A 22,810-nucleotide genomic window follows, 5' to 3' on the forward strand; every position below is an offset into this window, starting at 1 on the left:
CTTATCCATGTTCCTGATAGTACGCTACCTTCCGCTGTACGGTCAAGGAGGGGCATGTCTCTGTATCTGAGGCTGTCTTCAGGAGCAGCTCAACTTCTGCAGCCTTCTCCTGAGCAAACTCAAGACTCAGCCGCGCCTTGTCTACAGGATTTGAGGCCAAAAAAAGCCGAATCTCTTCAATCAAAACATTCAGAAAGTAGAGGATGCTTTGGGGTGTGATTCCCGGCTCTGGCAGTGCCTCCTGGACCGAATCCTGTGCGAAAGCCTGCACCGGAATTGACCACAGCAAGAGGAAGGCTATGGTCAAGTAAACTAAAATTTTGCTTTTCATATTCTCTCCTTTCTCTTCCCCTAAAGTATGGTTTGCCGAATAGGTCTTTCTATAATGAATAACGTTGAGTGAGGCAAAAATGCACGCAGGACTCTGAGAATTTTATGGATTTACAAACCCGAAAGGCAAAGGAGGACTACTTCAGAGGTCTCAAACATTGGAATGTTAGCCTGACTAGAGGACAATATTCGACGTGCTGACAATCGACCTGGATTATTGATATATTACTCAATATATTGAGTAAAATTTTTAAAAGGTCATTAACATGGCTAAATTGTACGATCGAGATATAAATCGAAGACTGATTGAAAGGATCCTTGAATCACGTCGGTTCATTCAAGTTCTTTACGGGCCCCGCCAAGTTGGTAAGACCACTGCGATCAAGCAGGTTCTCAAAGAAATAGATTTGCCTTCTCATTATGCATCCGCCCATCAGCCAACTTTGAGGAACGAAGTCTGGTTGGAAGAGCAATGGGAGATTGGTCGCTTGAAGGCCAAGGAAAATAAAGCCGCAGTTTTGGTTTTTGACGAAATCCAAAAGGTTTCAGACTGGTCCGAGGTAGTAAAACGACTGTGGGACGAGGACACTTTTAATAATCTTCCCTTGAGGGTTATTTTGTTGGGTTCCTCGCAGCTTCTCATACAAAAGGGCCTTACCGAAAGTTTGGCGGGGGGATTTGAGCTTATCAGGGCCGGCCACTGGTCTTTTTCAGAGTACCAAGATTATTTTGGATGGGATCTGGATACTTATATCTTTTATGGCGGGTATCCTGGAGCTGCTCCATTGATTAGGGAGCCAGAACGCTGGGTGCGCTACATTCAGGATTCTCTCATTGAAACAACAATATCTCGGGATATTTTATTAATGACCCGAGTTGACAAACCGGCTCTTCTTCGCAGGCTTTTTTATCTGGGATGCGAATATTCCGGACAAGTTCTTTCCTATCAGAAAATGTTGGGGCAATTGCAAGAAGCGGGGAGTACAACCACGCTTGCTCACTATTTGGAGTTGTTGAGTGGAGCTGGCTTTGTTACAGGCCTTGGTAAATTTTCAGGACAGGCTGTGCGTCGGCGTGGCTCCAGTCCTAAGTTGCAAGTATTCAAAGATTTCAATCACTTTGGCTTCGTCATCTACATCGAAAAGAATCCGGTCGTCCCCTACCATTTCCAATCCTCACCATCTGGCCAGTCTGCGCCGACTTGTAGATGGCATCAATAATCCTCATCACTTCTATCGCTTGCTCCGCGGGAGTAGTGGGCTCCCGCCCCTGGATAATGCAGTCAATGAAGTGCTTTACTTCAGCATCATAGGAGTTAACGTCCTCCAGCACAGGAGTGATATTTACAGGAATGCCTTGCATATTTTTGTAAATTTCCATGGATGCTGGCTTGGAAATCATCTTGCAGAACTCAACAGGTCCGATCCTGGCTCCTCCCTGAGTGCCGAAAATCTCCCCGTACATAATTTCGTCTCGGCAATGAAGGGTCCAGCTTGTTTCCAGAAAGAGGGTCTGTCCCCTCTCAAACTTCACCAAGGCTACAGCCAGATCCTCTACCCCCCATGCCTTGGGCATCTCTCTGTCAGAGACATTTCTGCTGGAGTCCAGATTGTTGGCCAGGGGCTTATTTTCATTGTCCAAAATGTCGGAGTCCGAAATATAAGAGGCGGGATGAGCCATGTTGGTGGAGCCAATAACACTCATGGGCTTGGGATTACCCATCAACCACCAGGCCAGATCCAGAAGGTGAACTCCCAGATCAATAAGAGGACCTCCTCCCGCTTTCTCTTTTTCAGAAAACCAGCCCCCTGGAACTCCCTGTCTCCTCAACCATCCCATCTTGGCATAGTAGATATCTCCCAGCTCCTGGTTCTCTATAAGTTTTTTGAGCACCTGGCTGTAGGATTGGAAGCGCTCATTGAGGGCTACCATCAATATCTTTTTGGCCCTTCGGGCCAGCTCCACCATCTCCAGGGCCTCCAGGGCGTTCATGGCCAGAGGTTTCTCGCATAGCACATGAAGCTCTGCTTCCAGAGCCATTTTTGTAGCCGGAAGGTGAAGATAGGTGGGAAGACAGATAATGACTGCGTCCATCTCCACTTTTTCAAACATATCCTGGTAATCTTGGAAGAAATAGGGTATGTTGTTCTCCCGGGCCACCCTTTCTGCTTTGTTGGAATCAAGATCACACAGAGCTATAGGTTCAGCCCTCTCTACTTTTTTGACGGCAGGAAGGTGAGCCCCTTGGGCAATACCACCTGCACCTACTATTCCAACACGTAGTTTATCGGCCATTCTGCCAGAGTCCTTTCTAAGCCAGAATTTGATTCTTAGCCAAAAATAGGAGTAATTGGCACCAAACTGATTTTGCCCATTCTAATCAAGAAGTAACCCGCGCAGGTATTTCTGCCCCATGACCAGGCCAGTTTTCACTTTTTCCTCGGTTCCCCACCAGGTGGGATCCTCATGTTCGATGCTGATGGTCCCGTTGAAACCTATTTCGTAGAGCATATCGACAAATTTCTTCCAGTTGACCTCACCAGAGCCCGACATTCTGTAGCGCCACCATCCCTCACCGTGGATTCCTGCCTGCTTGAGAACATCCTCAAAAACCTCGGCATCCTTGGCATGGACGTGAAAAATCCGGTCGGCAAACTCTTTTAGGGGCCTAAGGTAATCAATGCCCAGGAATATAAAGTGGGACGGATCGTAATTTAGCCCGAAATTCTGGCTGGGTATAATCTCGAACATTTTTTTCCACACCACAGGAGAGAAAGCGACGTTATAACCAGTGGCCCAGAAATCAAACATGGGGCAGTTCTCGATCATGAGTTTTACTTTTCTTCTTTCAGCATAATCGACTATTTCCGGAAATACTTTCTCAAATTCTGCCAGATTTTGTTGGATTGACTTGTACTTGTCACCTCCTATGAAAGTACCTACAAGGTCAACCCCCAGCATGCTGGCAGCATCGATGACCTTTCGGAGATGGTTATGGTACTTTTTCCGGTTGCCCAGGTCTGGGTCCAGGTTATTTGGATAATAGGCCAGGGCTGATATCTCAAGAGCATGCTTCTGAAACAGTGCTCTGATTGCCTCTGCCCTAGTGGAGTCAAAGTCCTCCATCTTGATGTGATGTACGCCACCGAATGCCCTGTCTGCTGGCTCGTCTGGCCAGCAGGCTACCTCAAGCCTATCGAAACCATTTTCGCTGGCCCAGGGCACCAATTCCTCTAGTTTGATTTCCGGCATGCAAGCGGTCATGAATCCTATCTTCATGCGCTCCTCCTGTTCAGTTAAGAAGTTCTATCCGAAACCAGACCATTTGAATATTCATTTGACCCTTACCCATCTCCCCCTTTGGCTGCTATCAAGCACGGCATCGATTATTTTCATCTCAAGATGACCATCCTCAAAGGTGGGAAAATCAGGAACATTTTGCAGGGGGTCTTTTCCATCCCGGACGAAGCCATAAAAGTTTCTAACAATATTCTTAAGTCCATCTGGCCAGCCCTCATTGTGTCCACCTGGATAGTCAGCATATCTTTTTGCCTCCTGGCATAGCAAAGAGGGATCCTTCATAAGTTCCATATTGGCCCCATCGCGGCCGCCTATCCATAGACAGTTTGGATTTTCCTGGTCCCAGACCACCGATCTCTTGCTACCATCTATTTCCAAGTAAAGCCGATTCTTTCTTCCTGGGCTTACCTGGGATATGACGCATGAACCCCTTACTCCGTTCTCCAATGCCAAAAGGAGGGCGCAGTAATCCTCGGTTTCAACCCTGTATTTCTCAAGTTGATTTGTTGAATCAGGGGACCTGCTGAAGGTCTCTACTGATGTCTTAGGTCTTGACCTTTCTGGGATAATGGTTTTTATGTCGGCCAAGACCTCGCTTATCTTGAGACCAGTTAGGTACTGAACCAGGTCACACCAGTGTGTCCCAATATCAGCAAAGGCCCGCGATTTTCCGCCCAGAGGTGTCTCTAGTCTCCAGTTATAGTCTTCCGGATACATCAGCCAGTCCTGAAGATAGGAACCATGAACCAGCCTTATGTCTCCCAGGTAACCACTTTGTACAAGGTACCTGGCCTGCTGGACCAGGGGAAAGCCGCGATAGTTATAGTTTACGGCATTGGCCACACCCTTTTCTTTGGCCAGTCCGACCAGTTTTCTAGACTCCCGGGAGTCCATGGCCAGCGGCTTTTCGGAAAAAATAGGCTTGCCAGCCTGGATAGCCGCCTTGTTTATTTGGAAATGAAGATGGTTGGGGGTACAGTTATGAATTATGTCTAGGTTGGGATCGCTGACCATTTCTTGCCAGGAGTGGTAAACCCTGGTTATCCCAAGCCTTTCAGATTGCTTAGTTGTTTTGTCATAGTCTCGGCCAGCAATGCCGGCAATCTCTGCAAATCCCGCCCGCCGAATGGCTTCAATATGGGCCACGCCAACAAAACCGATTCCAATTATCCCAGCTTTTAATTTCTTCACCTTCGCACCTCCGCCAATCACTCTTTAATATGAGAAAGTGCAATAGGGAGTCTGCTTCGGTCCGTCTCTCATAGTGCTGATTCTTCGATCAGTTTATCTACTAGAGATCGAATTTCAAGATGTTCAGCCCATTCATAAATATATTCCATATCCAGATTCTCAGCCTGTACTTCGTATACGCCAAGTGCATCCCTGAATTGCATTTCGCTTCCCCCACTCAGCTTATACCACTCCAATTTCGTAAGAATCACGTCTTCTGGCGTGGCTATATAGGTATCATGCCCAAATATAGTATATTTTCTACGTCTGCTAAAGCAGGTCTGATGATAAGCATCAGTTCTTAAGAACCAAAAATCTGCCTTCAGACCGGTATAGGAATCAATAAGGTTAAACATATCCCTGCGCCTAATTGCTTCCCGAACAGCTTCCTCGTCGAGATAATATCGTGTGCGGTCGAAGCTTTGCGCCAGTCGTGTCGCATCGGCAGGAGCAATGGCTACCACAAAATCGATATCATGGGTGGATCGTGGCTCACCATAAAAACTTGAGGCATTAGAGCCGGTTAGCATATACGGAATATTCAGGTCGTTAAGGATTTGTATGACCGTTGCAAAGAATTCCTCCTGTGACATCGCATCATTCTCCGCACGATTTCTTGTTGGATCTCTTCAGGCGTAATATTAGAGTTTTGGGCTTTAATTCCATCGATCATAATGCTTTTTGCCATCTCAAATAATTCAAATCCAATTCGCATCCGCTGTTCTCCAGTCATCTTCCGAAGAATTTCGATATACCGCTTTCGATTCGGTTCCGACTTTAGGTGTTTGGGGATGTCCATAAAACTTCACGCAAGAGGACTGCCAGTCTTAGCAGGCAGGGGATTTGCGCTTTCTCCTTTCTACTGTACTTTAGGTGTCAATAGTTGACAAACAAATCTCCCTACTCACCATAATAGAGAAGTTCTTTCGGTAGGGGCTCTAGTCAGCCACCACCTTATTCAGATCCTCCATCAAAGGATCAATGTCAATGCCATGAGCCAAAGCTCCCTGCTCAATGCTCTCCCACAGTGATACATGGCAGCCGACGCAGTGAAGCCCATGCATCAGAAATATGGGTACGGTTTGGGGGTATTGATTGACTACTTCTTCTATAATCATGTCTTTGGTTATTTTGCTATTCTCTGGCAATGCCTCCACCTCCCTCTATGTCTATCTACTATGAAGTGTCCACGTCATGATTTGATACTCGCTGATTGCTTTCTCTTCCATCGGCCCTCCTTAAGGCTAATAGTCATTCGGGGGCCACATCCTCGAATGATGAAAATGGGAAATCTATTTTCTAATATCCCTGCTTCCTGTACTTTGACCTTTTCGTACCATCCCACTGTGACTGTCCATGCCCTCCCAATGCGACTGTCTTAGAAGGACCGCCTGACCAATGAGACTTCTACTAACGAGCCTGAGCGTAAAGGGGAGACATCCTCCTCAGCTTGCCCACTACCTCCGGCAGAACTTCCAGGAAGTAATCCACCTCTTCCTTAGTATTAGATCTCCCCATGGTCACCCGTAAGGAGCCATGAGCATCCTCAGCCGTCAGCCCCATGGCCAGAAGAACATGGGAGGGCTCCAGAGAAGCGGAGGCACAGGCTGAACCACTGGATACAGCAATTCCCACCATGTCCAGTTGAAGGACCACAGATTCGCCTTCAATATATTTAAAGGAGAAGTTGGCATTGCCAGGCAACCTCTTCTCCGGGTGTCCGTTATAGCTGACCTCCTCGATCCTCTCCAGGACGCCTGCCACCAGATATTTTCTAAGCTCCTCCAGCTTTTCTACTTTCTCCTCTCTTTCAGCCATGGCTATCTCCACAGCTTTGGCGAAACCCACAATACCGGGAACGTTCTCCGTGCCAGCCCTTCTTCTTCTCTCGTGCTCTCCTCCCTGCATCTGGGGAGTCAGCTTGGTTCCTTTTCGTATATAGAGAGCCCCTACTCCTTTGGGCCCGTGAAGCTTATGACTGGACATGGACATAAGATCCACATTCAGCTCTCCCACATCGGTCTCCAGGGTGCCAAAGGACTGGACAGCATCGGTATGAAAGATTATCCCCCTCTCTCGGGCAATCTTGCCAATCTCAGCTATGGGCTGGATGCTACCCACCACGTTGTTAGCATGCATGATGGATATAAGGATGGTCCTGTCAGTTATGGCTGCGGCTACATGGTCAGGGTCGACAATGGCATATTTATCCACAGGAACATAGGTAATTTCAAAGCCTCTCCGCTGAAGATACTTGCAGGTATTACCTATGGCTGGATGTTCGATGGAGGAAGTGATGATGTGGTTGCCCTTCTTGGATAGAGCTTCAGCAACTCCTTTAAGGGCCAGATTGTCGCTCTCCGTACCTCCACTGGTAAAGATGATCTCCTCTGAATGGGCTCCTATGGCTCTGGCGACAGTCTCCCTGGAAGCCTCCAGAAGCTTCTTGGCCTCCCGACCGGGGAGATGGGGCTCTGAGGCATTGCCGAAGTACTGGGTAAAACACGGTAGCATGGCTTCCACCACCTCCGGAAGGACCGGAGTGGTGGCGCTGTGGTCGAAGTATATCCTCCTCATATATTTCCTCCCATGATCTTTCAGGCAATATGCCAAGAGTGCAAACAAAATAAATCCTGACTAAAACAATCAGGTTTACCTAAGGCTAGCACGGAAGCTCTATTTTGTCAACGGGGTGGGGGTTGGTGATCGTCCTAATTGTCAACCTTTTAATCGGTGGAGTTCTTCCCTGGCTCCTTCATAAACCGCTTCAGTTCTTCTCTCAATAATTCTATTTGAAGTGCCAGCTCTCTGACGGCAAGGGTCAATTCCTTCACAGATTCCTTCATGGGAGAAGAATCTGGATAACCATACGGCGGCTCCCCAGCAGCTATCCGTTGGCTGGGACAGGCTGTTTTCTCATGAACTATCCCACAGACAGGACAGTATCCCTTGTGGGCCAACAACAGACTCCTTCAGTTTCAGCGAAACTATCTTTCGGCGGAACTGCAAAAAACCAATTTCTGGGTCGATTTGCTGTGTGCGATTTAGACTCGCAGATGGCGCCAAACACTAAATTTCGGCCATTTTGCAGATACGCTATCTTGGCCCTACAAAAAGAGACAAGCGGAGGTTTATCTAAGCAGGTATAACACGTTCAAGAAACCTGCGCTCTTTCCCCACATAACTGACAATTACATCGTGCAAAAAGCTTTTCACCCGAAGTTAAAGACCAGCGCTTCCGGCAAAGGGAAACCCCTGGAGGGACTCCCACTCTTCATGGATAGAAAACCCAGAGAAACAATTAAATGGTGGCGAGGCCCGGAATCGAACCGGGGACACGAGGATTTTCAGTCCACTGCTCTACCAACTGAGCTACCTCGCCACGTGGAGAGAGCCGGTGGTTTCCGCCTCCTATCTTCTGTCACAATTTTGAGCAAATCTAATTTTAGCTTCTTTTTCTCCCTTTTACAAGGCGTTGTGATACAAACAAAAAGCACCTCAGCAAAATCGCTTCTGAGGTGCGAAGATAATACTGGCGGAGCCGACGGGATTCGAACCCGCGATCTCTGCCTTGACAGGGCAGTGTGTTCACCAGGCTACACCACGGCTCCGTTAATCTGGTTCAAGGTAAATCCACTAATCCAAAATTACTAATTTAGCTCCACTAATTTAAGTAAAAAGAAGCTTAGAGATCCTCGAGTTCCTTCTTAATATCTCTAATAAGAAAATAATAATATCATGGTGGGCGAAACAGGATTTGAACCTGTGACCTCCTGCTTGTAAGACAGGCGCTCTCCCAACTGAGCTATTCGCCCCTGGTGCCCCCAGGGGAATTCGAATCCCCGCCGCGGCCTTGAAAGGGCCGTGTCCTGGGCCTCTAGACGATGGGGGCTCTGGTGAGCCGGGAAGGACTCGAACCTTCGACACCCGGATTAAAAGTCCGGTGCTCTACCACCTGAGCTACCGGCCCTCTCAAAAGTACAAAGGCCAGCCAGATCCAGTCTAACTCAGGCCATTTCCAGATCCAGCTTAAGCCCTTTCATCATAGCAATAAGAAAGAGCGGGTGTAAAGTCTATAAGAGTGCCTTGGCCTTGTCAAGAGTGTGAAAAGCCAGGCGTGAAAAGCCATTGAAAAGCCATGAGTAGGAGTAGGCACGAGGGTTTCACCGTAGCGATCAGAAAAAGAAGGTCTCGAAGACAGCGCCGTAGAGAATCAGAAGCGTTATCGTAAGCAAAGCTACAATGATGCCGCCTTTATGTTCCCGGCAAACCTGGCCCAGGCCGGAGATACCTTTGGCCGGCCATGACTGGCTGGAGCCTACCAGAACAGGCTTGAAGGAGATCGTTGCACCGCTCAGCTTGGCTCCCACAAACATGCCTAGGGAAGTAGCCAGAATTCTGTACAAAGATTCGATAGCAACCAACTGCACTATAGATGCATTGATCGACATACCATGCCGGTAAGGGCCGGTAAATAACAACAGAGAAATTAGAATGCCCAGGAGAAAGCTGATGAGGGAACCTAGCAGGAGAGCTCCCAGAACCAGGAAGGAGGCTGTGGAAAGAGTATTTCCCACCAGGATGGTCAGAAAGATATTGGCTTCTCCACCCAATCGGGCGGCCTCTCTTATTCCTACCAGACTCTGAATCCATTTATATCGGATAATCAGACTGGAAGTGGTGAAGGGGAAGAGAAAAACCATTATCCATCCCACGAGAAATCCCACTATGTACCATAGAGCGCAGATAAAGATCCATTTGAATAAATTTTTCATTAAAGTACACCCTGGTCTTTTAGCAACTTTGCATACTTTGAGACAAATACTACTTCTGCAAATATTGGTTCAGGTAAATTCTTCTTAGCTGTGGAGAAGACTCTAAGCGTAATGGGAAACGAATCTACCTGCTCTCATTTCTCAGCTTCTGATGATAGAACCTCCTGTTTTGATAGACGCCCCTAAACTGTAGAAACGACTCTGGAACTAAGACCGTATATCCCGTTTAAGACCATAATAAATCCGGCCACCAACAAGATGATGGGCACAGAAACGTATTGAGCAAAAACCCCGGATATCAGCATGGATAGGGGAAACATCAAGCTGGAGAGCATAATCTGAGCGCTGAGGACTCGACCTCGGATCTTGTCGGGAATTTTGTCCTGCAGGATAGTTATGCCCAGAACCTTGGGAGCCGCAAAGAAAAAACCGGAGATGGCTATCAGGCCCATAGAAAGGGCAAAGTTTCTGGAGAGGGAGAAAAGAGAAAAAAAGATGCCCATCAGGAGTACTCCCCACTAGGTTAACTTTCCCTTGGTTAATCTGCTGCCCACTTTGCCAACCACTATAGCCCCTATGAGCATCCCAAAGGAAAGTCCGGACATCAAAAATCCGAAGCCAGCCGCTCCAGCTTGCAAGATCTTCTCCGACAGGATGGGGAAAAGCACGTTTACCGGACCCAGGGCAAAGTTCATTATGGCCATAGTGATAGTCAGAATCAGAATCAGCTCAGTATTAGCCATAAGCCTCATTCCTTCTTTCATTCTGTGTAAGATCTCTCGCCCGCTGACTGATAGAGTGGCGCCCGCTACTCTTCCAGAGCGGGTTATGAAAGAGAGAGAGGCGGCTGAGAAAAGGAAGGAGAAGGAATCCAGATAGAATATGTTGATATTGCCAATAAGCAGAATCAATACCCCAGCCAGGGCAGAGCCGATGATATTAGTGACCTGAGAGGTCATCTGGCTGATGGAGTTGGCAACCACCAGTTGGGGTCTAGCCACCAGATTGGGCACAAACGAGCCCTGGGCGGACTCGAACAGTACCTGAAGGGATGAGAGCAAAAATGTGATCAGATAAATGTGGGCAAGGCGTAATAGACCAAAATAATAGAGAAGAGGAAACATAAGTACCACAAAGCAACGGAAAATATCACAGAGGATCATCAGCCTTTTTCTGTCCCATAGATCCACATAAACTCCCATAAAGAGGCCGAAGAGGAGAGGAGGAAGGGAACTAAACATCATGACCAGCCCCAGATCCAGAGGAGATCCGGAGATGGCATAGGTAAGCCACACCAGAGCGATGAAGTGGGAGTTGTTCCCCAGCACGGAGACTGTCTGTCCTATCCAGAGGGCAAAAAAATCTCGATTGCGAAGAACGGTAAGGAAACCAGGGGCTCGATCCAGGTAAAGTTCTGCTTCTGGCTCCAGTTTCAGAGTTACTCCTCTACAAGGAAGTTTCCTTTTTGTGCGGATTTCAAAAATGCTTCGACGACTGCAGGATGGTACATCTTGCCGCTATTAAGCTCGATCTCCTGTACCGCTTTCTCCAAAGGGAATGGATCCCGATAGGGCCTTTTGGTGGTCATAGCATCAAAGGAGTCTGCTACACTCAAAATGGCCGCCAGAATGGGTATTTCGTCCCCTTTAAGGCCCCTCGGATAACCCTGCCCATCATATCTTTCATGGTGGCTCCAGATTATGTCGGAAATGGGCTTAGTATAGGTTATGCTTCCGGTTATCTCAGCACTAACGGTCACATGACTCTGGAATATTTTTCGAGCTTCTGAAGAAAGCTGTTCCTCATTATTAAGGACGCTCAGGTCGATCTGGATCTTGCCCACGTCGTGCAGATAGGCCGCATTCTTCAGATTGTCGATTTCGAACTCGTTGAGTCTGAGCTCCCGACCGATCTTCTCTGCATATTGTGCTACTCTTCTGGAATGACCTGCGGTGTAGACATCCTTAGCCTCCATTATCCTTACCATGTTAATAATGTTGTCGAGAACACCTTTCCTCTCCCTCAGAGTCAGCAGCCAGATATACTGGGTCAGGATTAAGGGCAGAGTGCTAAATAGAAGCGATACAGATCCAAATCGCAAATATAGAAGGGCAATGCCTACCGCCACGATGGAGACCAGGATATGGAACGGAAATAGCCAGGCATAGTTGTAAAGCCAGGTGTGAATGGCAGACGTTCTCTCCGGGGTAGAGGCCGAGACAGCTATGGCAGTAAGTCCCGTATTGATGACGAAATAGGCCAGCGAAGAGAGAACCACTGCCAGAACTACCTCGCCCTGGAGAGCGAACGCTCCACTCCTGTTAATGGTCTTAAAAATTATCCCTCCTATACCAACGGCCAAAAGGAACTGGCCACCATTGAAAAGATACTTGTACCAGGGCTCTCTGTTCTTGAAATCTGCAACGTGCAGGAGCTGCAGTATAGATATAAGGGAAGCAGTGACAGGTCCGTTTACGAAAAGGCAGGCCATAAGAATACTGCCGGCAACGGACACAGCCCCTGCCTTGGGCAGCATCACTGCGAGATTGTCGGTCACCAATACCAGAAGCCCAAAGGCTATTGCCCCCTCTATGGATATACCAGGATAGGCCTGGTAAACATAGAGAAAAATGCCCAAGCCGGCCAGGAAAACTGAGAGTATATAGGCGAGGAGCCTACCTGATATCTTCTGAGCCATCAACCCTCTATCTTGAAGTAGTACGTGCCCAGATTATAACAGAGGTAGGCTCCTCTCTCAACACAGGCTACTCTGCCTCAGCAGACCCCTTTACCATCTGACGCTAGTGGCTATGCCGATCAGGGAAGCCAGGCCAAGCAGGATTCTGATGATATGTTTCACTTTTTTCACCTCCCAAGTTCCTCATAAAGCATCCTGCCTTCATCCTTCTTAAGGCATTCGTTGTAGGTCCCTATGAATCTGGCCTCATCTTACGAGGCTGTCTAAAAACTCCAATTTCAAAAACTCATCTCCCACTTCGCGCCTAAAAAGGAGCTAATTTCGCATAAAACTTCCCACATTGACCTCAAAATCAGATCTCATGTAGGAGTAATTCCCCACCTTGGGCAAAATGCCCTTAGTTTTTGGACACCCTCTTACCACTTCACACCGGAAACGATGCCAATAAGCAAGGCCAGGCTATGCAGAATTCTGATAATCTACTTCATTTCTACGTCCTACTGAAATTCGAAGAGTAGGTTCCCGAAGTGGTTTCGTTCTCTTTGCCAGACCTAGCTTTACCACCTTACGCTGGTGGCTATGCCAATCAGCGAAGCCAGACTTAGCAAGACTCTGAGAATATGCCTCATTTCCTTCACCTCCCTTTTACAAAATGGGCTCCTCATTCACCTCCTTTTTAACAATATAGTTGTGCCAGGCGTTAACGGGATAATAAGCAGAGTGAAAGGACAAATTGAGTCAGGACGAGTTCAGGCTTCATAAAAGAACTCACAAAAGTAGGATAAAAAGAAAAAACCGACCATCTGGCCGGTTTCACTTTTGGCTCCACAAGTTCCAAGCGTACCAATTATAGAACTTGCTTCTCCGCTTCCAGTAAGAGTACTACCAATATGATGCCACTATCCTCAACTTAGCAAAGGGAAAATTCAAAGTCAACTTAAATGGAGGAAATATTGGGAAGGGTATTGAAAATAATTTTTTCTTTGACAACAATTGTTGTCGATAGGCGCAACCATTGACCTTGGCCAGCTTGCCACTGGCCGAACCTGTTTAGCAAAAAGCAAATGTTCAGTTACTTTGGTGGTAGCCAAATCGAAGTCTTTGTCCCGTATCTAATGTTAACCCTACAACGTCATTTACCTGAATACCTACAATGTGTTGTGGCTCAATTAAAGAAATTGCCCTACATATTGAACCAAGATTCTTAAGTAGCGCTGTAGGGTTAAATGAAAGCTATTATCTCCTCCAGAATCCGGGCTTTGGACCTTGCTCCCATCAATCTCTTCTGTTCTTTACCATCCTTGAATAGAATCATAGTAGGGATACTGCTAATCCCATAGCGGGCTGCTATAACCCTGTTGTCCTCCACATTCAGTTTAGCAACCTTCAGCCTGTCGCTCTCCTCCTCGGCCAGCTTTTCCAACTCCGGCGCGACCATTCTGCAGGGGCCACACCAGGCAGCCCAAAAGTCCACCAAAACAGGAGTAGGGGAATCAAGTACCTCTTTCTCGAAGTTGCCGTCATTGACTTCCATCGGTTTTCCGTTTCCCAAAAAAGACACCTCCTGGCTATCTTTGTCCTGTATTATACCCTACGTAGGTAGGGTAGTTTTTCTCATAATACAATTCCCTTTTCCCTCCGTCAAAGCCCGGTGGGCAGGTCAGGTAATTACCTGGTAATATAGTGTCACGAACAGCTCGCCCCAACAGGGGTCAGGGGCTGCAGCTCTCCCTCATTTCCCTAATGGCTTTCTCCACATCCGGCGCTCCGAAGATAGCCGAGGCAGCCACCAGGACATTGGCGCCTGCCTCCACTACCAGAGGGGCTGACTCCTTATTTATCCCACCATCCACCTGGAGATCAATCTCTCTGTTGAGCTGATCAATCATTCTTCGGGCTTCTCTTATCTTGGGCAGAATATCTCTCTTAAAGCTCTGGCCCGAAAATCCAGGATCGACGGTCATGACCAAAAGCATATCTATTTCGTCAAGAAACTCCTTTACCGTACTCAAAGAGGTGGCTGGTTTAAGAGAAATACTGGGCTTAGCACCGGCACCTCTGATCCTGGATATAATTCGAGAAGGATCTTTCAGGGCCTCTATGTGGACAGTTATGATATCGCTGCCGGCCTCGACGAATTCATCCAGGTATCTCTCCGGGTCAACAATCATGAGATGAACATCGAAGACCAGAGCAGAGTATTTTCGGATTGATTTTATAAGAGGAGGGCCAAAACTTATGTTAGGAGCAAAGACTCCATCGATGACATCTATATGCAAGTAGTCGGCCCCCCCTTCCTCCACCTTTCTTATCTCATTGGCCAGACATCCCAAATCAGCGGATAAGATGGAAGGAGAGATCTTTATCTTCATTATTGCCCTCCTCAGTATTTTTTTGACGTATCTTTTAGAGTATGTTTTGGGCGCTGCGAAAAGGGCGAACTACCAAATCCCGCACTCTCCGTCGGCCCTGCTTTGCCTAGTTATTTTGGTTTTCACCGCAAGTTCTAATCCCTGGTATCCCGGCCATTCTCCTTGCGGCTCTGCCTCCCTTATTTTAGTCTCAATCACCGCAGGCAGCAAGCCAAAGATCTCCTACAGTCTTTCCACTTAGGATTTTGGTAGGTGTTGGTTGTAGGTAAGGGTTGGCTAGTAAGTAGGGGGCCGAAGAAGTGGAGAATCCGTACCAATCCCCGAGCCAGCAAAAAGAAAAAACAGGATAGGGGTATGCACTTGACTCCCGTGCCTACAATATGTAGGTCACATTTTATTCTCGGAGCACAACATATAGTGATTACGTCAGTCAAGTGGATACCCCAATAAGCAGGAAATTTATCTCTTGCATTATAACCGATTGTATGCTATATTAACTGGTAATAACTGCAAGGGAGGTGATTTGAGTTCTCTTTTGATCCCAAATTCCCTGCTTCAGCGTAACATCGGAAAGGAGTTCTTTATGTACAGATGTAAGATCTGCGACAATACCGACTTTTTCGAAGGGCATGTGCTGGAAAGTGGCAGAGCCAGAATCTCCCAGATGGAAGACGGGAGCCTCTCCTGGTGTTTTTACCTGCCGGACGACTCTGGTCTTGTTGATATCCATCCCAGAAGATGTGGAGTCTGTCACTCCGAAGATCTGGAAAGGATGGGGCTATCTATGGCCAAATGGTCCTAGAGACATTTTCTATAAGCCACTCTTCCCCTATTTCATCGGTCCGGCTGATGGTAGACCCATGGTTCAGAAGAAGGCCGGAAATGGCGAAATTGAACAGAATGTGGAAAAATAAGGCTTTTTGGGGAATAAATAAATTTTATCATTGAAAACATCTTTTCCAAATTCTCTGTCTTGACAACAGAGGATGATGGTGGTATTATTCACCATGCTGAGAGACAGGAGGCAACGCAGTTACCTTCGTGGTAAAGGCAGTCCCTGAGAAAAGTCTTCTCAGCGAACCCCAGAGGCCCTGAGGGGTAGAAATGCTCCGGAGGTCACTGGGGTTTTTATTTCTCAAAGAGGGAGGGGACGACAGGTGGCTGGAGGAAAAAGCAAGGGCAAGGGGAAAGGCAAGGGCAAGGGCAAATAGCGGGCAGAAATAGATGGCTATAAGAGTTAGGTAGAGTTTTCCGAAGATTGGCCAGATTCTGCTGAAGCAAACAAAGTGGGATTCCAGACTCTGTTCCACCTAAGTATGAAGGTTTGCCCGTTCCCTGCAATTACTTAAGCCTAGAAATCACTTTCAGGCCAAAAGCTCATCTTGCGATGAGCTTTTGGCCTTTTTGCTCTTCTTCCGGCGTCAGGAGTGATTCTAACCCATTCTATAGCCGGGACCTGTGCGCCAAGAGAGTTACCCCTGCTTACCCTTAATGGCAAATACTTTTCTGGTGTACATTTATTGAAAAACCAAAAGTCAGGTGGGATAATAGAAACAGATTCAGCCCATCATCCCAAGGAGGCGATCGAAATGGCGCTGACAGCGTATGTCCTAATCAATGCCCATCCCGGGCAGACAGGAGAGGTAGCCACGAAAGTCAAAGGGATCACCGGCGTAAAAAGTGCCCATGCCATCACCGGCCCCTTTGACGTAATAGCCTACGTGGAGGCCGAAGATCTGAATAGTCTGGGACGGACGGTGATCTCCGAGATTCAGGCCGTAGCGGGAGTTGCCAGGACAACTACCTGTCCGACAGTAGAGCTCTAGAACTACCCCAAGCTTTATTGCAGGATACTGCTTCTGTTACAGGAAGATATTATACTTTACCTTTCAGCGAGCGGGGAGAGACCAGGCAAGGAAGATACGGATCTCCTGTGAGCTTGATGGTGTATTGGAGGAGAGTCTTTTTGCGCCCATCGGCGTGATCATACTGATCAGGATTATCAGGATCTGGGACGAGAGGCGGGTTTTTCCTTTCCCCGGTTCTCGTAGCCGTAGAGAGGATAAGTGTACCAGGTAGCTGCCCTGATTTCACCAGGAAAGATTGTTCTGCAGAGCCGTTCTTACCCTGACTTAGGTGACAACGAGGTCCTCGTCCGAATGGCCTGGGCAGGAGTCTGCGGCACAGACCTGGCTATATTCTCCGGCCACTACCAGGTAGCTCTACCTCTGGTCCTGGGACATGAGTTCAGCGGAAGAGTGGAAGATGTAGGAAGTAGGGTCTCCCGGAAATTGCTGGGCAAGCTGGTCACCGCTGAGATCAATAACTCCTGTTTGGCCTATCGTTCACTGGATCCGTGTCCTGCCTGCGCCAGAGGTCTCCCAACCCACTGTGCCAAAAGAACCACCCTGGGCATCTGGCGCTGGGATGGAGCTTTCGCCGAGTTCATTAGAGTTCCTGTGGGCAATATTCACATCCTGCCTCCAGAGATCTCCCCCAAAGAAGGGATCTTTGTTGAACCCCTGGCTGCCGCTATCCAGACTTTCGAGCTTACCAAGATCAACCCTGGCGATACAGTGGTTATACTTGGTATTGGTAGGCTTGGAACTTTAATCTGTGCTGTAGCCAACGCTCAAGGTGTAAGAACCATTGCTGTCTCCCGCTCCAGGGATAAGCTGGAGAGAGGAAAGAGATATGGGGCAGGGGAAGTCATTGACTCCTCTATCCCGGATCCCATAACCAGGGTTAAGGAGATTACTTCTGGCCTGGGTGCCGACATAGTGGTAGACGCCACTGGCTCTCCCCAGGGACTGGAACTGGCCCTAAACATGGTCAGACCTCGAGGAGCAATTATCCTCAAGACCACTTCCGGTGTGCTGGCCCAGGGCCTCGATGTCACCAGGATTGCCGTGGATGAAATTAGGATTCAGGGTTCCCGCTGCGGTCCCTTTGATAAGGCCATAGCTATGCTCAAAGACAAGAAGATAGATGTTGAACCCCTCATTTCCGCTGTCTATCCTCTCCGCCAGACCGAACAGGCTATCAGGGCAGCAGCCAGGGAGAGCAAGGTACTGATAGAAAACAGGCTCTAATAAGACCTAGAGCACTCTCCCCTGTGAGTTGCGCCTTTTGAGAGCTTTCAACTTCTCCACCTTTTCTCTGCTGACTACTGCTGTAGTTTTTGTTCTTCTGGGTGCCTTTACGAGGATGCAATTTTAATGTAATATAAGGTATTTATTGCGGCGGAGTTGGACGTACTTACTATGTCGTCAGAAATCATCCTCGACAAATGGACCCATCTATATTCGGAGAGGACCAAAAACATGAGGTCCTCCGAGGTGCGAGACCTCCTGGACGTCACTGCCCGATCGGACATTATCCCCCTGGCCGCGGGAGCACCTTATGTCAAGGCTCTGAACTTCCGAGACATCGAAAAGTATGCCAGAAAAATCATTGCCGAGGATGGCCTGTCCGCCTTCCAGTACGGTCCATCGGGGGGGTTTTATCCCCTCAAGATGTGTCTCGTCGATGTTCTGAAGCTGGACGGAATTGTGGCCTCTCCTGATGATATACTCATTACCGATGGGGGGCAGCAGGCTTTGGACCTCCTGGCCAAGATTTTTATCGACCCCGGCGACATAATCATCGCCGAAGTCCCTTGCTACGTGGGTGCCCTGAATGCCTTTTTGTCCTATCAGGCTCGTGTAGAAACCGTTCCGGTGGATGAAAATGGCCTGCAGATCGAGATTCTGGAAGACAAGCTAAGCCAGCTTAGCCGGGAAAAAGAGATCAAGTTCATCTACACTGTCCCTAACTTTTCCAATCCCAGCGGAGTGACTCTGAGTTTTGATAGGCGCAAGGAACTGGTCTCGCTAGCCAGACGGTATGGAACCCTGATTATTGAGGATAATCCTTATGGCCGTCTTCGCTTTGAAGGAGAGCACCTCAAAAATTTAAGACAACTGGATGAGGAGAATATCATCTATGTAGGAACAGCATCCAAAATGTTCGCCCCGGGCCTGAGAATCGGCTGGATCGTGGCCCCCTTCTCTATCCGGGAAAAGCTGATTCATGGAAAGCAGGCGGCTGATCTTTGCTCATCCAATTTTACTCAGAGACTGGCCTTCGAATATTTCTCCGACCCCCGCTGGAAGAATACTTTGAAGAAATTCATCTCCATCTATAAGGAACATCGAGATGCCATGCTGGGAGCTCTGGAGGAACACTTTCCAGAAGAGGTAACCTGGTCCCATCCAGTAGGAGGTTTCTTCACCTGGGCCACACTTCCTGAGTATATGAATACCACAGAAATGTTAGCTGAGGCCATAACTAATAAGGTAGCCTATGTACCGGGTCGTGGTTTCTATCCCGATGGGTCAGGAACAAACTGTATGCGTCTGGCCTTTTGCACGGTAGAGTCGGAACAAATTGAAGAAGGAATTAAAAGACTGGGAAAGATAATCAAAGAGCAGATGAGGCTTTACAGGTCATTCTACAGAGGCAAAAAGTAAGAAACTGGAACAACAAGGAGACAAAGCACATCTTGCGAAACTGCAAGAACTAGATGTCAGGTCCATTTGGTGTCCGATTTAGATTTTAAATCTGTAAGGAGGCAAGCATTGGAAAAATACATTGCAGTTCTCATGGGCGGCCGCTCTCTGGAGAGGGAGGTTTCTCTGAAAAGCGGCCAAAAGGTGACCGATGCTCTCTTGAGAAGGGGTTATCGGGTGGTTCAAATAGATATCGATGAGAATCTGGTAGATAACCTTCTGAGAGAGGAAGTTGACCTGGCCTACACCGCCCTCCACGGCAAGTACGGCGAGGATGGAGTCATTCAGGAACTTCTAGAGATCCTGGACATACCCTACACTGGACCTGGTGTCTTCGCCAACATTATCAGTTTCGATAAGATCATCTCCAAAGAGATGTTCTTACAAGAGGGTATTCCTACGCCCAAGTTCTTTGCCCTCAGCTCGGACACCTTTAAAGAGATGGGGGCTGCCAGCGCCCTGAATCATGTGGTGAAGAAGATAGGCCTGCCTCTGGTGGTTAAACCTGCTGCCCAGGGCTCGTCTCTGGGGATCAAGATAGTCAAAAGCGAGGAAGAATTACCCAACGCTTTGATCTCTGCTTTCAGTTACGGCAAAAAGGTAATCATAGAGGAGTTTATCGCGGGGACCGAAGTGGCAGTCAGCATCCTTGGAGAAAGTAAGCCCCAGGCATTACCTGTGGTAGAAATCGTCCCCAAGAGCGAGTTCTTTAATTTCAAATCCATGTACACCGCAGGTATGACCAACTACTTCGTTCCGGCCAGACTTTCGGAAGAAATCTTAAGGAAAGTGGAAGAGACTGCTCTGCGCACCCACCACGCTCTCAAGTGCACCAAACTCTCCCGAGTAGACATAATTGTAGATAGAGATGGGACTCCCCAAGTCCTGGAGCTGAACACCAGTCCGGGGATGACTGAGACCAGCCTGTTGCCCATGGCTGCCAAAGCCGCGGGGATGGAGTTCGATGACCTGGTAGAAACAATAGTGCGGATGTCATTGCCCGTTTAAAAAGAGAGACCCTGGCCACTTTCCTTTGCCGCCCTACTCCTGGTATAATAACTCGCAGAGAGGAGTTGGCCGGAAGGGAGATTTTTCCCTTCTATCTAACCAATAGACCTCAAAGAATAAAACCCGGCGAAGAGCAAAAGGTAAATCTTGACCCTGCAGGGCCCTGTAGCTCAGTAGGATAGAGCACAGGTTTCCTAAACCTGGTGTCGGCGGTTCGATTCCGCCCAGGGCCTCCAAGTTTCTGGATTTTGCGTCCCTGTAGCTCAGTGGATAGAGCGCAGGTCTCCGGAACCTGAGGTCGGCGGTTCGACCCCGCCCAGGGACGCCAATGCTTTGCCTTCTATCTGCGGTCTAGTTGCAAATTCCAACTATTTCGTGTTAAACTGAACGTTGATTAGATATCTCTTAAGAAGACGGAGTTTAGGCGTATCGCTACGATTCAGAGATGAGATTCAAATGCACAGTACCCTGGCATTGACACCAGAGGAGGTCGCCGAGAGGCTTGGTTTGAGTCTCGACACCACTTATCGACTGTTAAGAGAACGAAGAATATCTGCCAAAAGAGTAGGGCGCAGATACGTTGTTCCCTTGGAAGGCATCGCTAGCTTCCTGGAGACCGTAGAAGAAGAGACGCAGGAAAGCTTGCTCCATCAGATGATCTCATTGGGGGATCTTTATCTCAGAAAAGCGCAGACTGAGGGGCTCAAAGAATATTATACCCTTGCCATAAGCAAATATAAAAAGGCCGCGGCCCTTGCTCCCACTGATCCTTTGCCCTGGTATCAATTAACCCGAGCCTTGTTGCTCGCGGATCAAGAGAGTGAAGCCAAAGAAGCCTTCCAGTATTTACAAAAAGCCCAGGAAGTTACCAGGGAGTACCTCGGCAAAAAATTGGAAATAGACTCAGCCCTGCCATGATCCGGGCAGTGCTGGATACTAATCTTCTTGTCGACATCGAGCTGCGGAGAATCGAGCGCTACGCGCCGATAAAACATGCCGCTATTAGCCACAAATTTGTAGCTCTTACGAGCCTTTCCATTATCCAGGAATTCGAGAGAGCTTTGGAGAGAGACTCAAGGCTCATAAAATTGCGACAAGATCGTAGTGTAACCATCAATGATCTGAAACGTGAAGTCCTCTCGTATACTCAATTTGCAGGTGGGTTTGATTTCTTCCGCCGCGTTCTGAAGGAAGATCCTGGTGACCAACACGTGGTAGCTTCTGCGCTTGCAGGCAATGCTCAGTACATTGTAACAAGTAACCGCGCACATTTTTTAACCGTAGGGAGACTCACCCAGAACCGAATCAAAATCATATCACCGGAGGAATTTATGGATATTTTGGAGAGCAAGTTCGGGGGCGAAAAGAAAGGCCTTCGTTCTGAAGGTAATCCAGCTCTATGAGGAGAATGATGCGCAAACTGTGGAAGCAGACCATCCTGGATGAGTACGTCGAAGGAAAGATCTCTAAAAAAGAAGGCTGTGAAGCTCCTAGGGCCTGAGCTCGTCAAGCTGCTTGACGAGGAGAAAAGATTTATCTTGAAGGACATCGGATGGGGCCTATCGGATGAATGAGATCATCATCGATGCCGGCCCTCTTATCTACCTCTTCCAATCAAAGCTCTTCCACATTCTTGAACTTTTCCCAAACTTACATACATGATTTGGAACTTCGCAAGGCTTCGGAGGCCTTGGGGTTGGAGACTTATGGATCTTTGGGTGTCATCCTTCGCGCTTACAAGAGAGGGAGGCTTTCACTTTCTGAAACGAAAGAAGCCTTAACCAATCTTTTCAGCATTAGCTCTCTCTATCTCAGTGTCAAATTGCTCAATCAAGTTCTGGCGGAGCTCTCCAAAGAAAAAAATCCATAGAACTCCCTTTAAACATACCACCTGGCGATTCACCGATACTTCCACATCTCCTTCTTTTCTCTTCTACAAGTCTTTGAGCTTCAAACTCGCAAGAAAGCAGGGTTTGGGGTATATGCACCGTCACAATACAGCATGTAGCCACTCATATGCTTGGAATGCTTCCCATTGAACCACCTCTGCCTTCTCAAGGTTCATCGCCTGTGCCAGGACTTTTAGGAGCTGACGTAGTATTGGTCAGATGAGGAGCGATTTGTCTTTTGAATCGTAGTAGAATATCTCATAACCTTTGCAATATAGTTCATAGACTATATTCCATCGCAAGAAGATAATATGATCCGCGAATTGCCTCAGATAAGAATCTTGCTGAAAATGCTTCTCAAAAAGGAGAGGTATTCAAACCGCCAGGGAAAATGGGACCTTAAATCCAAAGTAAATGCTCAAAGGGATAACCCTATTGGTTGATCCTTACTTAAGAGTTCGAAAGGATTCTTATCTGAGACAACACGATCCACGAGTTTGGCAACAAGCCCAGGTCGTGAGGGTACAACACAGCGTCTCGTGGCTTGGCGAAGCTCCTACGCTATCGTATAATGTTATCGTAAGAGGAGAATATGGATAGGCCCGAAGCGCATGATATTGCCTAGCTTCTCTCCCTTCTGTCGAAGAATCGTTGGCCT

At 47.9% G+C, this 22,810-nt stretch carries 24 protein-coding genes, 7 tRNA genes and 1 riboswitch; of the genes, 12 read left to right on the forward strand and 19 right to left on the reverse strand.

All coding sequences use genetic code 11. The features are described from left to right. Position 1: 1 nt before the first annotated feature. Complete coding sequence (locus tag HW443_RS00200) at positions 2-331, reverse strand: DUF5667 domain-containing protein (protein WP_176231129.1); 330 nt, start codon at positions 329-331, stop codon at positions 2-4. 265 nt (positions 332-596) lie between these two features. Between HW443_RS00200 and HW443_RS00205 the strand changes: the two genes are divergently transcribed. Further along, positions 597-1,550, forward strand: a complete 954-nt coding sequence (locus HW443_RS00205; RefSeq protein WP_176231130.1) for an ATP-binding protein — start codon at positions 597-599, stop codon at positions 1,548-1,550. Here HW443_RS00205 and HW443_RS00210 read toward each other — a convergent pair. The 18 genes from HW443_RS00210 to rpe form a co-directional block, all read right to left on the reverse strand. Next, complete coding sequence (locus HW443_RS00210; RefSeq protein ID WP_176231131.1) at positions 1,459-2,625, reverse strand: Gfo/Idh/MocA family protein; 1,167 nt, start codon at positions 2,623-2,625, stop codon at positions 1,459-1,461. The two genes, HW443_RS00205 and HW443_RS00210, sit on opposite strands and share 92 nt — an antisense overlap. Before the next feature lie 81 nt (positions 2,626-2,706). Then, a complete protein-coding gene (locus HW443_RS00215; RefSeq protein ID WP_176231132.1) occupies positions 2,707-3,609 on the reverse strand; it encodes a sugar phosphate isomerase/epimerase family protein in 903 nt (300 codons plus the stop codon). 54 nt (positions 3,610-3,663) lie between these two features. Next, entirely contained in the window at positions 3,664-4,821 is a 1,158-nt protein-coding gene (locus tag HW443_RS00220; protein ID WP_176231133.1) for a Gfo/Idh/MocA family protein, read from the reverse strand. 68 nt (positions 4,822-4,889) lie between these two features. Beyond that, entirely contained in the window at positions 4,890-5,453 is a 564-nt protein-coding gene (locus HW443_RS00225; RefSeq protein ID WP_176231134.1) for a hypothetical protein, read from the reverse strand. Positions 5,454-5,798: 345 nt separating this feature from the next. Next, positions 5,799-5,978, reverse strand: a complete 180-nt coding sequence (locus HW443_RS00230) for a DUF1858 domain-containing protein (protein ID WP_176227176.1) — start codon at positions 5,976-5,978, stop codon at positions 5,799-5,801. A 292-nt stretch (positions 5,979-6,270) separates the two neighbouring features. Continuing rightward, positions 6,271-7,437 carry a cysteine desulfurase NifS gene (nifS, locus tag HW443_RS00235; RefSeq protein WP_176231135.1) on the reverse strand — a complete coding sequence of 389 codons (1,167 nt, stop codon included), beginning with the start codon at positions 7,435-7,437 and terminating at the stop codon, positions 6,271-6,273. Between the two features lie 149 nt (positions 7,438-7,586). After that, positions 7,587-7,820: a hypothetical protein gene (locus HW443_RS00240; protein WP_176231136.1), complete on the reverse strand. Its 234-nt coding sequence runs from the start codon at positions 7,818-7,820 to the stop codon at positions 7,587-7,589. Between the two features lie 346 nt (positions 7,821-8,166). Then, a tRNA-Phe gene (locus tag HW443_RS00245) sits at positions 8,167-8,242 on the reverse strand. A gap of 151 nt (positions 8,243-8,393) precedes the next feature. After that, a tRNA-Asp gene (locus tag HW443_RS00250) sits at positions 8,394-8,471 on the reverse strand. A gap of 128 nt (positions 8,472-8,599) precedes the next feature. Then, positions 8,600-8,675, reverse strand: a tRNA-Val gene (locus HW443_RS00255). Between the two features lies 1 nt (position 8,676). Then, positions 8,677-8,752: transfer RNA gene (locus HW443_RS00260), tRNA-Glu, on the reverse strand. A gap of 2 nt (positions 8,753-8,754) precedes the next feature. Further along, positions 8,755-8,830: transfer RNA gene (locus tag HW443_RS00265), tRNA-Lys, on the reverse strand. Between the two features lie 205 nt (positions 8,831-9,035). Then, the gene (locus HW443_RS00270; RefSeq protein ID WP_176227144.1) at positions 9,036-9,635 is read right to left on the reverse strand and encodes a hypothetical protein; all 600 of its coding nucleotides are present in this window, start codon (positions 9,633-9,635) and stop codon (positions 9,036-9,038) included. Positions 9,636-9,817: 182 nt separating this feature from the next. Continuing rightward, positions 9,818-10,138, reverse strand: coding sequence for an MFS transporter (locus HW443_RS00275; protein WP_176231137.1), 321 nt, complete (start codon positions 10,136-10,138; stop codon positions 9,818-9,820). A 15-nt stretch (positions 10,139-10,153) separates the two neighbouring features. Continuing rightward, on the reverse strand, positions 10,154-11,119 hold the full coding sequence (locus HW443_RS00280) for an MFS transporter (protein WP_176231139.1): 966 nt from the start codon (positions 11,117-11,119) through the stop codon (positions 10,154-10,156). Further along, entirely contained in the window at positions 11,074-12,333 is a 1,260-nt protein-coding gene (locus HW443_RS00285) for an HD-GYP domain-containing protein (protein ID WP_176231138.1), read from the reverse strand. The genes HW443_RS00280 and HW443_RS00285 overlap by 46 nt, the downstream gene beginning before the upstream one ends. A gap of 796 nt (positions 12,334-13,129) precedes the next feature. Continuing rightward, positions 13,130-13,214, reverse strand: a riboswitch (cyclic di-GMP riboswitch). A gap of 341 nt (positions 13,215-13,555) precedes the next feature. Further along, complete coding sequence (gene trxA / locus HW443_RS00290) at positions 13,556-13,885, reverse strand: thioredoxin (protein WP_308748292.1); 330 nt, start codon at positions 13,883-13,885, stop codon at positions 13,556-13,558. 160 nt (positions 13,886-14,045) lie between these two features. Next, positions 14,046-14,705, reverse strand: a complete 660-nt coding sequence (gene rpe / locus HW443_RS00295) for a ribulose-phosphate 3-epimerase (protein ID WP_176235239.1) — start codon at positions 14,703-14,705, stop codon at positions 14,046-14,048. A gap of 583 nt (positions 14,706-15,288) precedes the next feature. Between rpe and HW443_RS00300 the strand changes: the two genes are divergently transcribed. The 11 genes from HW443_RS00300 to HW443_RS13715 all read left to right on the forward strand — a co-directional run bounded on the left by HW443_RS00300 (position 15,289) and on the right by HW443_RS13715 (position 22,133). Then, positions 15,289-15,507 (forward strand): hypothetical protein, encoded by a 219-nt coding sequence (locus HW443_RS00300; protein ID WP_176235238.1) that lies wholly within the window; start codon positions 15,289-15,291, stop codon positions 15,505-15,507. A gap of 787 nt (positions 15,508-16,294) precedes the next feature. Then, on the forward strand, positions 16,295-16,531 hold the full coding sequence (locus tag HW443_RS00305; protein WP_176227223.1) for an Lrp/AsnC family transcriptional regulator: 237 nt from the start codon (positions 16,295-16,297) through the stop codon (positions 16,529-16,531). Positions 16,532-16,771: 240 nt separating this feature from the next. Further along, the gene (locus tag HW443_RS00310; RefSeq protein WP_176235237.1) at positions 16,772-17,797 is read left to right on the forward strand and encodes an alcohol dehydrogenase catalytic domain-containing protein; all 1,026 of its coding nucleotides are present in this window, start codon (positions 16,772-16,774) and stop codon (positions 17,795-17,797) included. Between the two features lie 231 nt (positions 17,798-18,028). After that, positions 18,029-19,216 (forward strand): aminotransferase-like domain-containing protein, encoded by a 1,188-nt coding sequence (locus tag HW443_RS00315; protein ID WP_176235236.1) that lies wholly within the window; start codon positions 18,029-18,031, stop codon positions 19,214-19,216. 108 nt (positions 19,217-19,324) lie between these two features. Beyond that, entirely contained in the window at positions 19,325-20,263 is a 939-nt protein-coding gene (locus tag HW443_RS00320; protein ID WP_176235235.1) for a D-alanine--D-alanine ligase, read from the forward strand. A gap of 159 nt (positions 20,264-20,422) precedes the next feature. Then, positions 20,423-20,499, forward strand: a tRNA-Arg gene (locus HW443_RS00325). A 16-nt stretch (positions 20,500-20,515) separates the two neighbouring features. Then, positions 20,516-20,591: transfer RNA gene (locus HW443_RS00330), tRNA-Arg, on the forward strand. A 128-nt stretch (positions 20,592-20,719) separates the two neighbouring features. Then, positions 20,720-21,181 carry a helix-turn-helix domain-containing protein gene (locus HW443_RS00335; RefSeq protein WP_176235234.1) on the forward strand — a complete coding sequence of 154 codons (462 nt, stop codon included), beginning with the start codon at positions 20,720-20,722 and terminating at the stop codon, positions 21,179-21,181. After that, positions 21,178-21,666: a PIN domain-containing protein gene (locus HW443_RS00340; protein ID WP_176235233.1), complete on the forward strand. Its 489-nt coding sequence runs from the start codon at positions 21,178-21,180 to the stop codon at positions 21,664-21,666. The genes HW443_RS00335 and HW443_RS00340 overlap by 4 nt, the downstream gene beginning before the upstream one ends. A gap of 39 nt (positions 21,667-21,705) precedes the next feature. After that, a complete protein-coding gene (locus HW443_RS13195; RefSeq protein WP_258190432.1) occupies positions 21,706-21,837 on the forward strand; it encodes a hypothetical protein in 132 nt (43 codons plus the stop codon). 11 nt (positions 21,838-21,848) lie between these two features. Continuing rightward, complete coding sequence (locus HW443_RS13715; RefSeq protein ID WP_407079816.1) at positions 21,849-22,133, forward strand: DUF3368 domain-containing protein; 285 nt, start codon at positions 21,849-21,851, stop codon at positions 22,131-22,133. Positions 22,134-22,810: the final 677 nt, after the last annotated feature.

This window comes from Candidatus Hakubella thermalkaliphila (assembly GCF_013281975.1).
In the GTDB taxonomy this organism is placed as follows: Bacteria; Actinomycetota; Humimicrobiia; order Hakubellales; family Hakubellaceae; genus Hakubella; species Hakubella thermalkaliphila.

Excerpts from the sequence above, each read along its gene's own strand:
- HW443_RS00335 (WP_176235234.1), top strand. The coding sequence starts at position 20,720 with ATGCACAGTACCCTGGCATTGACACCAGAGGAGGTCGCCGAGAGGCTT.
- HW443_RS13715 (WP_407079816.1), top strand. The coding sequence starts at position 21,849 with ATGCCGGCCCTCTTATCTACCTCTTCCAATCAAAGCTCTTCCACATTC.
- HW443_RS00210 (WP_176231131.1), bottom strand. The coding sequence starts at position 2,625 with ATGGCCGATAAACTACGTGTTGGAATAGTAGGTGCAGGTGGTATTGCC.
- nifS (WP_176231135.1), bottom strand. The coding sequence starts at position 7,437 with ATGAGGAGGATATACTTCGACCACAGCGCCACCACTCCGGTCCTTCCG.
- HW443_RS00215 (WP_176231132.1), bottom strand. The coding sequence starts at position 3,609 with ATGAAGATAGGATTCATGACCGCTTGCATGCCGGAAATCAAACTAGAG.
- HW443_RS00285 (WP_176231138.1), bottom strand. The coding sequence starts at position 12,333 with ATGGCTCAGAAGATATCAGGTAGGCTCCTCGCCTATATACTCTCAGTT.
- HW443_RS00225 (WP_176231134.1), bottom strand. The coding sequence starts at position 5,453 with ATGTCACAGGAGGAATTCTTTGCAACGGTCATACAAATCCTTAACGAC.
- HW443_RS00305 (WP_176227223.1), top strand. The coding sequence starts at position 16,295 with ATGGCGCTGACAGCGTATGTCCTAATCAATGCCCATCCCGGGCAGACA.
- HW443_RS00270 (WP_176227144.1), bottom strand. The coding sequence starts at position 9,635 with ATGAAAAATTTATTCAAATGGATCTTTATCTGCGCTCTATGGTACATA.
- HW443_RS00340 (WP_176235233.1), top strand. The coding sequence starts at position 21,178 with ATGATCCGGGCAGTGCTGGATACTAATCTTCTTGTCGACATCGAGCTG.
- HW443_RS00230 (WP_176227176.1), bottom strand. The coding sequence starts at position 5,978 with ATGATTATAGAAGAAGTAGTCAATCAATACCCCCAAACCGTACCCATA.
- HW443_RS00275 (WP_176231137.1), bottom strand. The coding sequence starts at position 10,138 with ATGGGCATCTTTTTTTCTCTTTTCTCCCTCTCCAGAAACTTTGCCCTT.
- HW443_RS13195 (WP_258190432.1), top strand. The coding sequence starts at position 21,706 with ATGAGTACGTCGAAGGAAAGATCTCTAAAAAAGAAGGCTGTGAAGCTC.
- HW443_RS00205 (WP_176231130.1), top strand. The coding sequence starts at position 597 with ATGGCTAAATTGTACGATCGAGATATAAATCGAAGACTGATTGAAAGG.
- HW443_RS00300 (WP_176235238.1), top strand. The coding sequence starts at position 15,289 with ATGTACAGATGTAAGATCTGCGACAATACCGACTTTTTCGAAGGGCAT.
- HW443_RS00315 (WP_176235236.1), top strand. The coding sequence starts at position 18,029 with ATGAGGTCCTCCGAGGTGCGAGACCTCCTGGACGTCACTGCCCGATCG.
- rpe (WP_176235239.1), bottom strand. The coding sequence starts at position 14,705 with ATGAAGATAAAGATCTCTCCTTCCATCTTATCCGCTGATTTGGGATGT.
- HW443_RS00200 (WP_176231129.1), bottom strand. The coding sequence starts at position 331 with ATGAAAAGCAAAATTTTAGTTTACTTGACCATAGCCTTCCTCTTGCTG.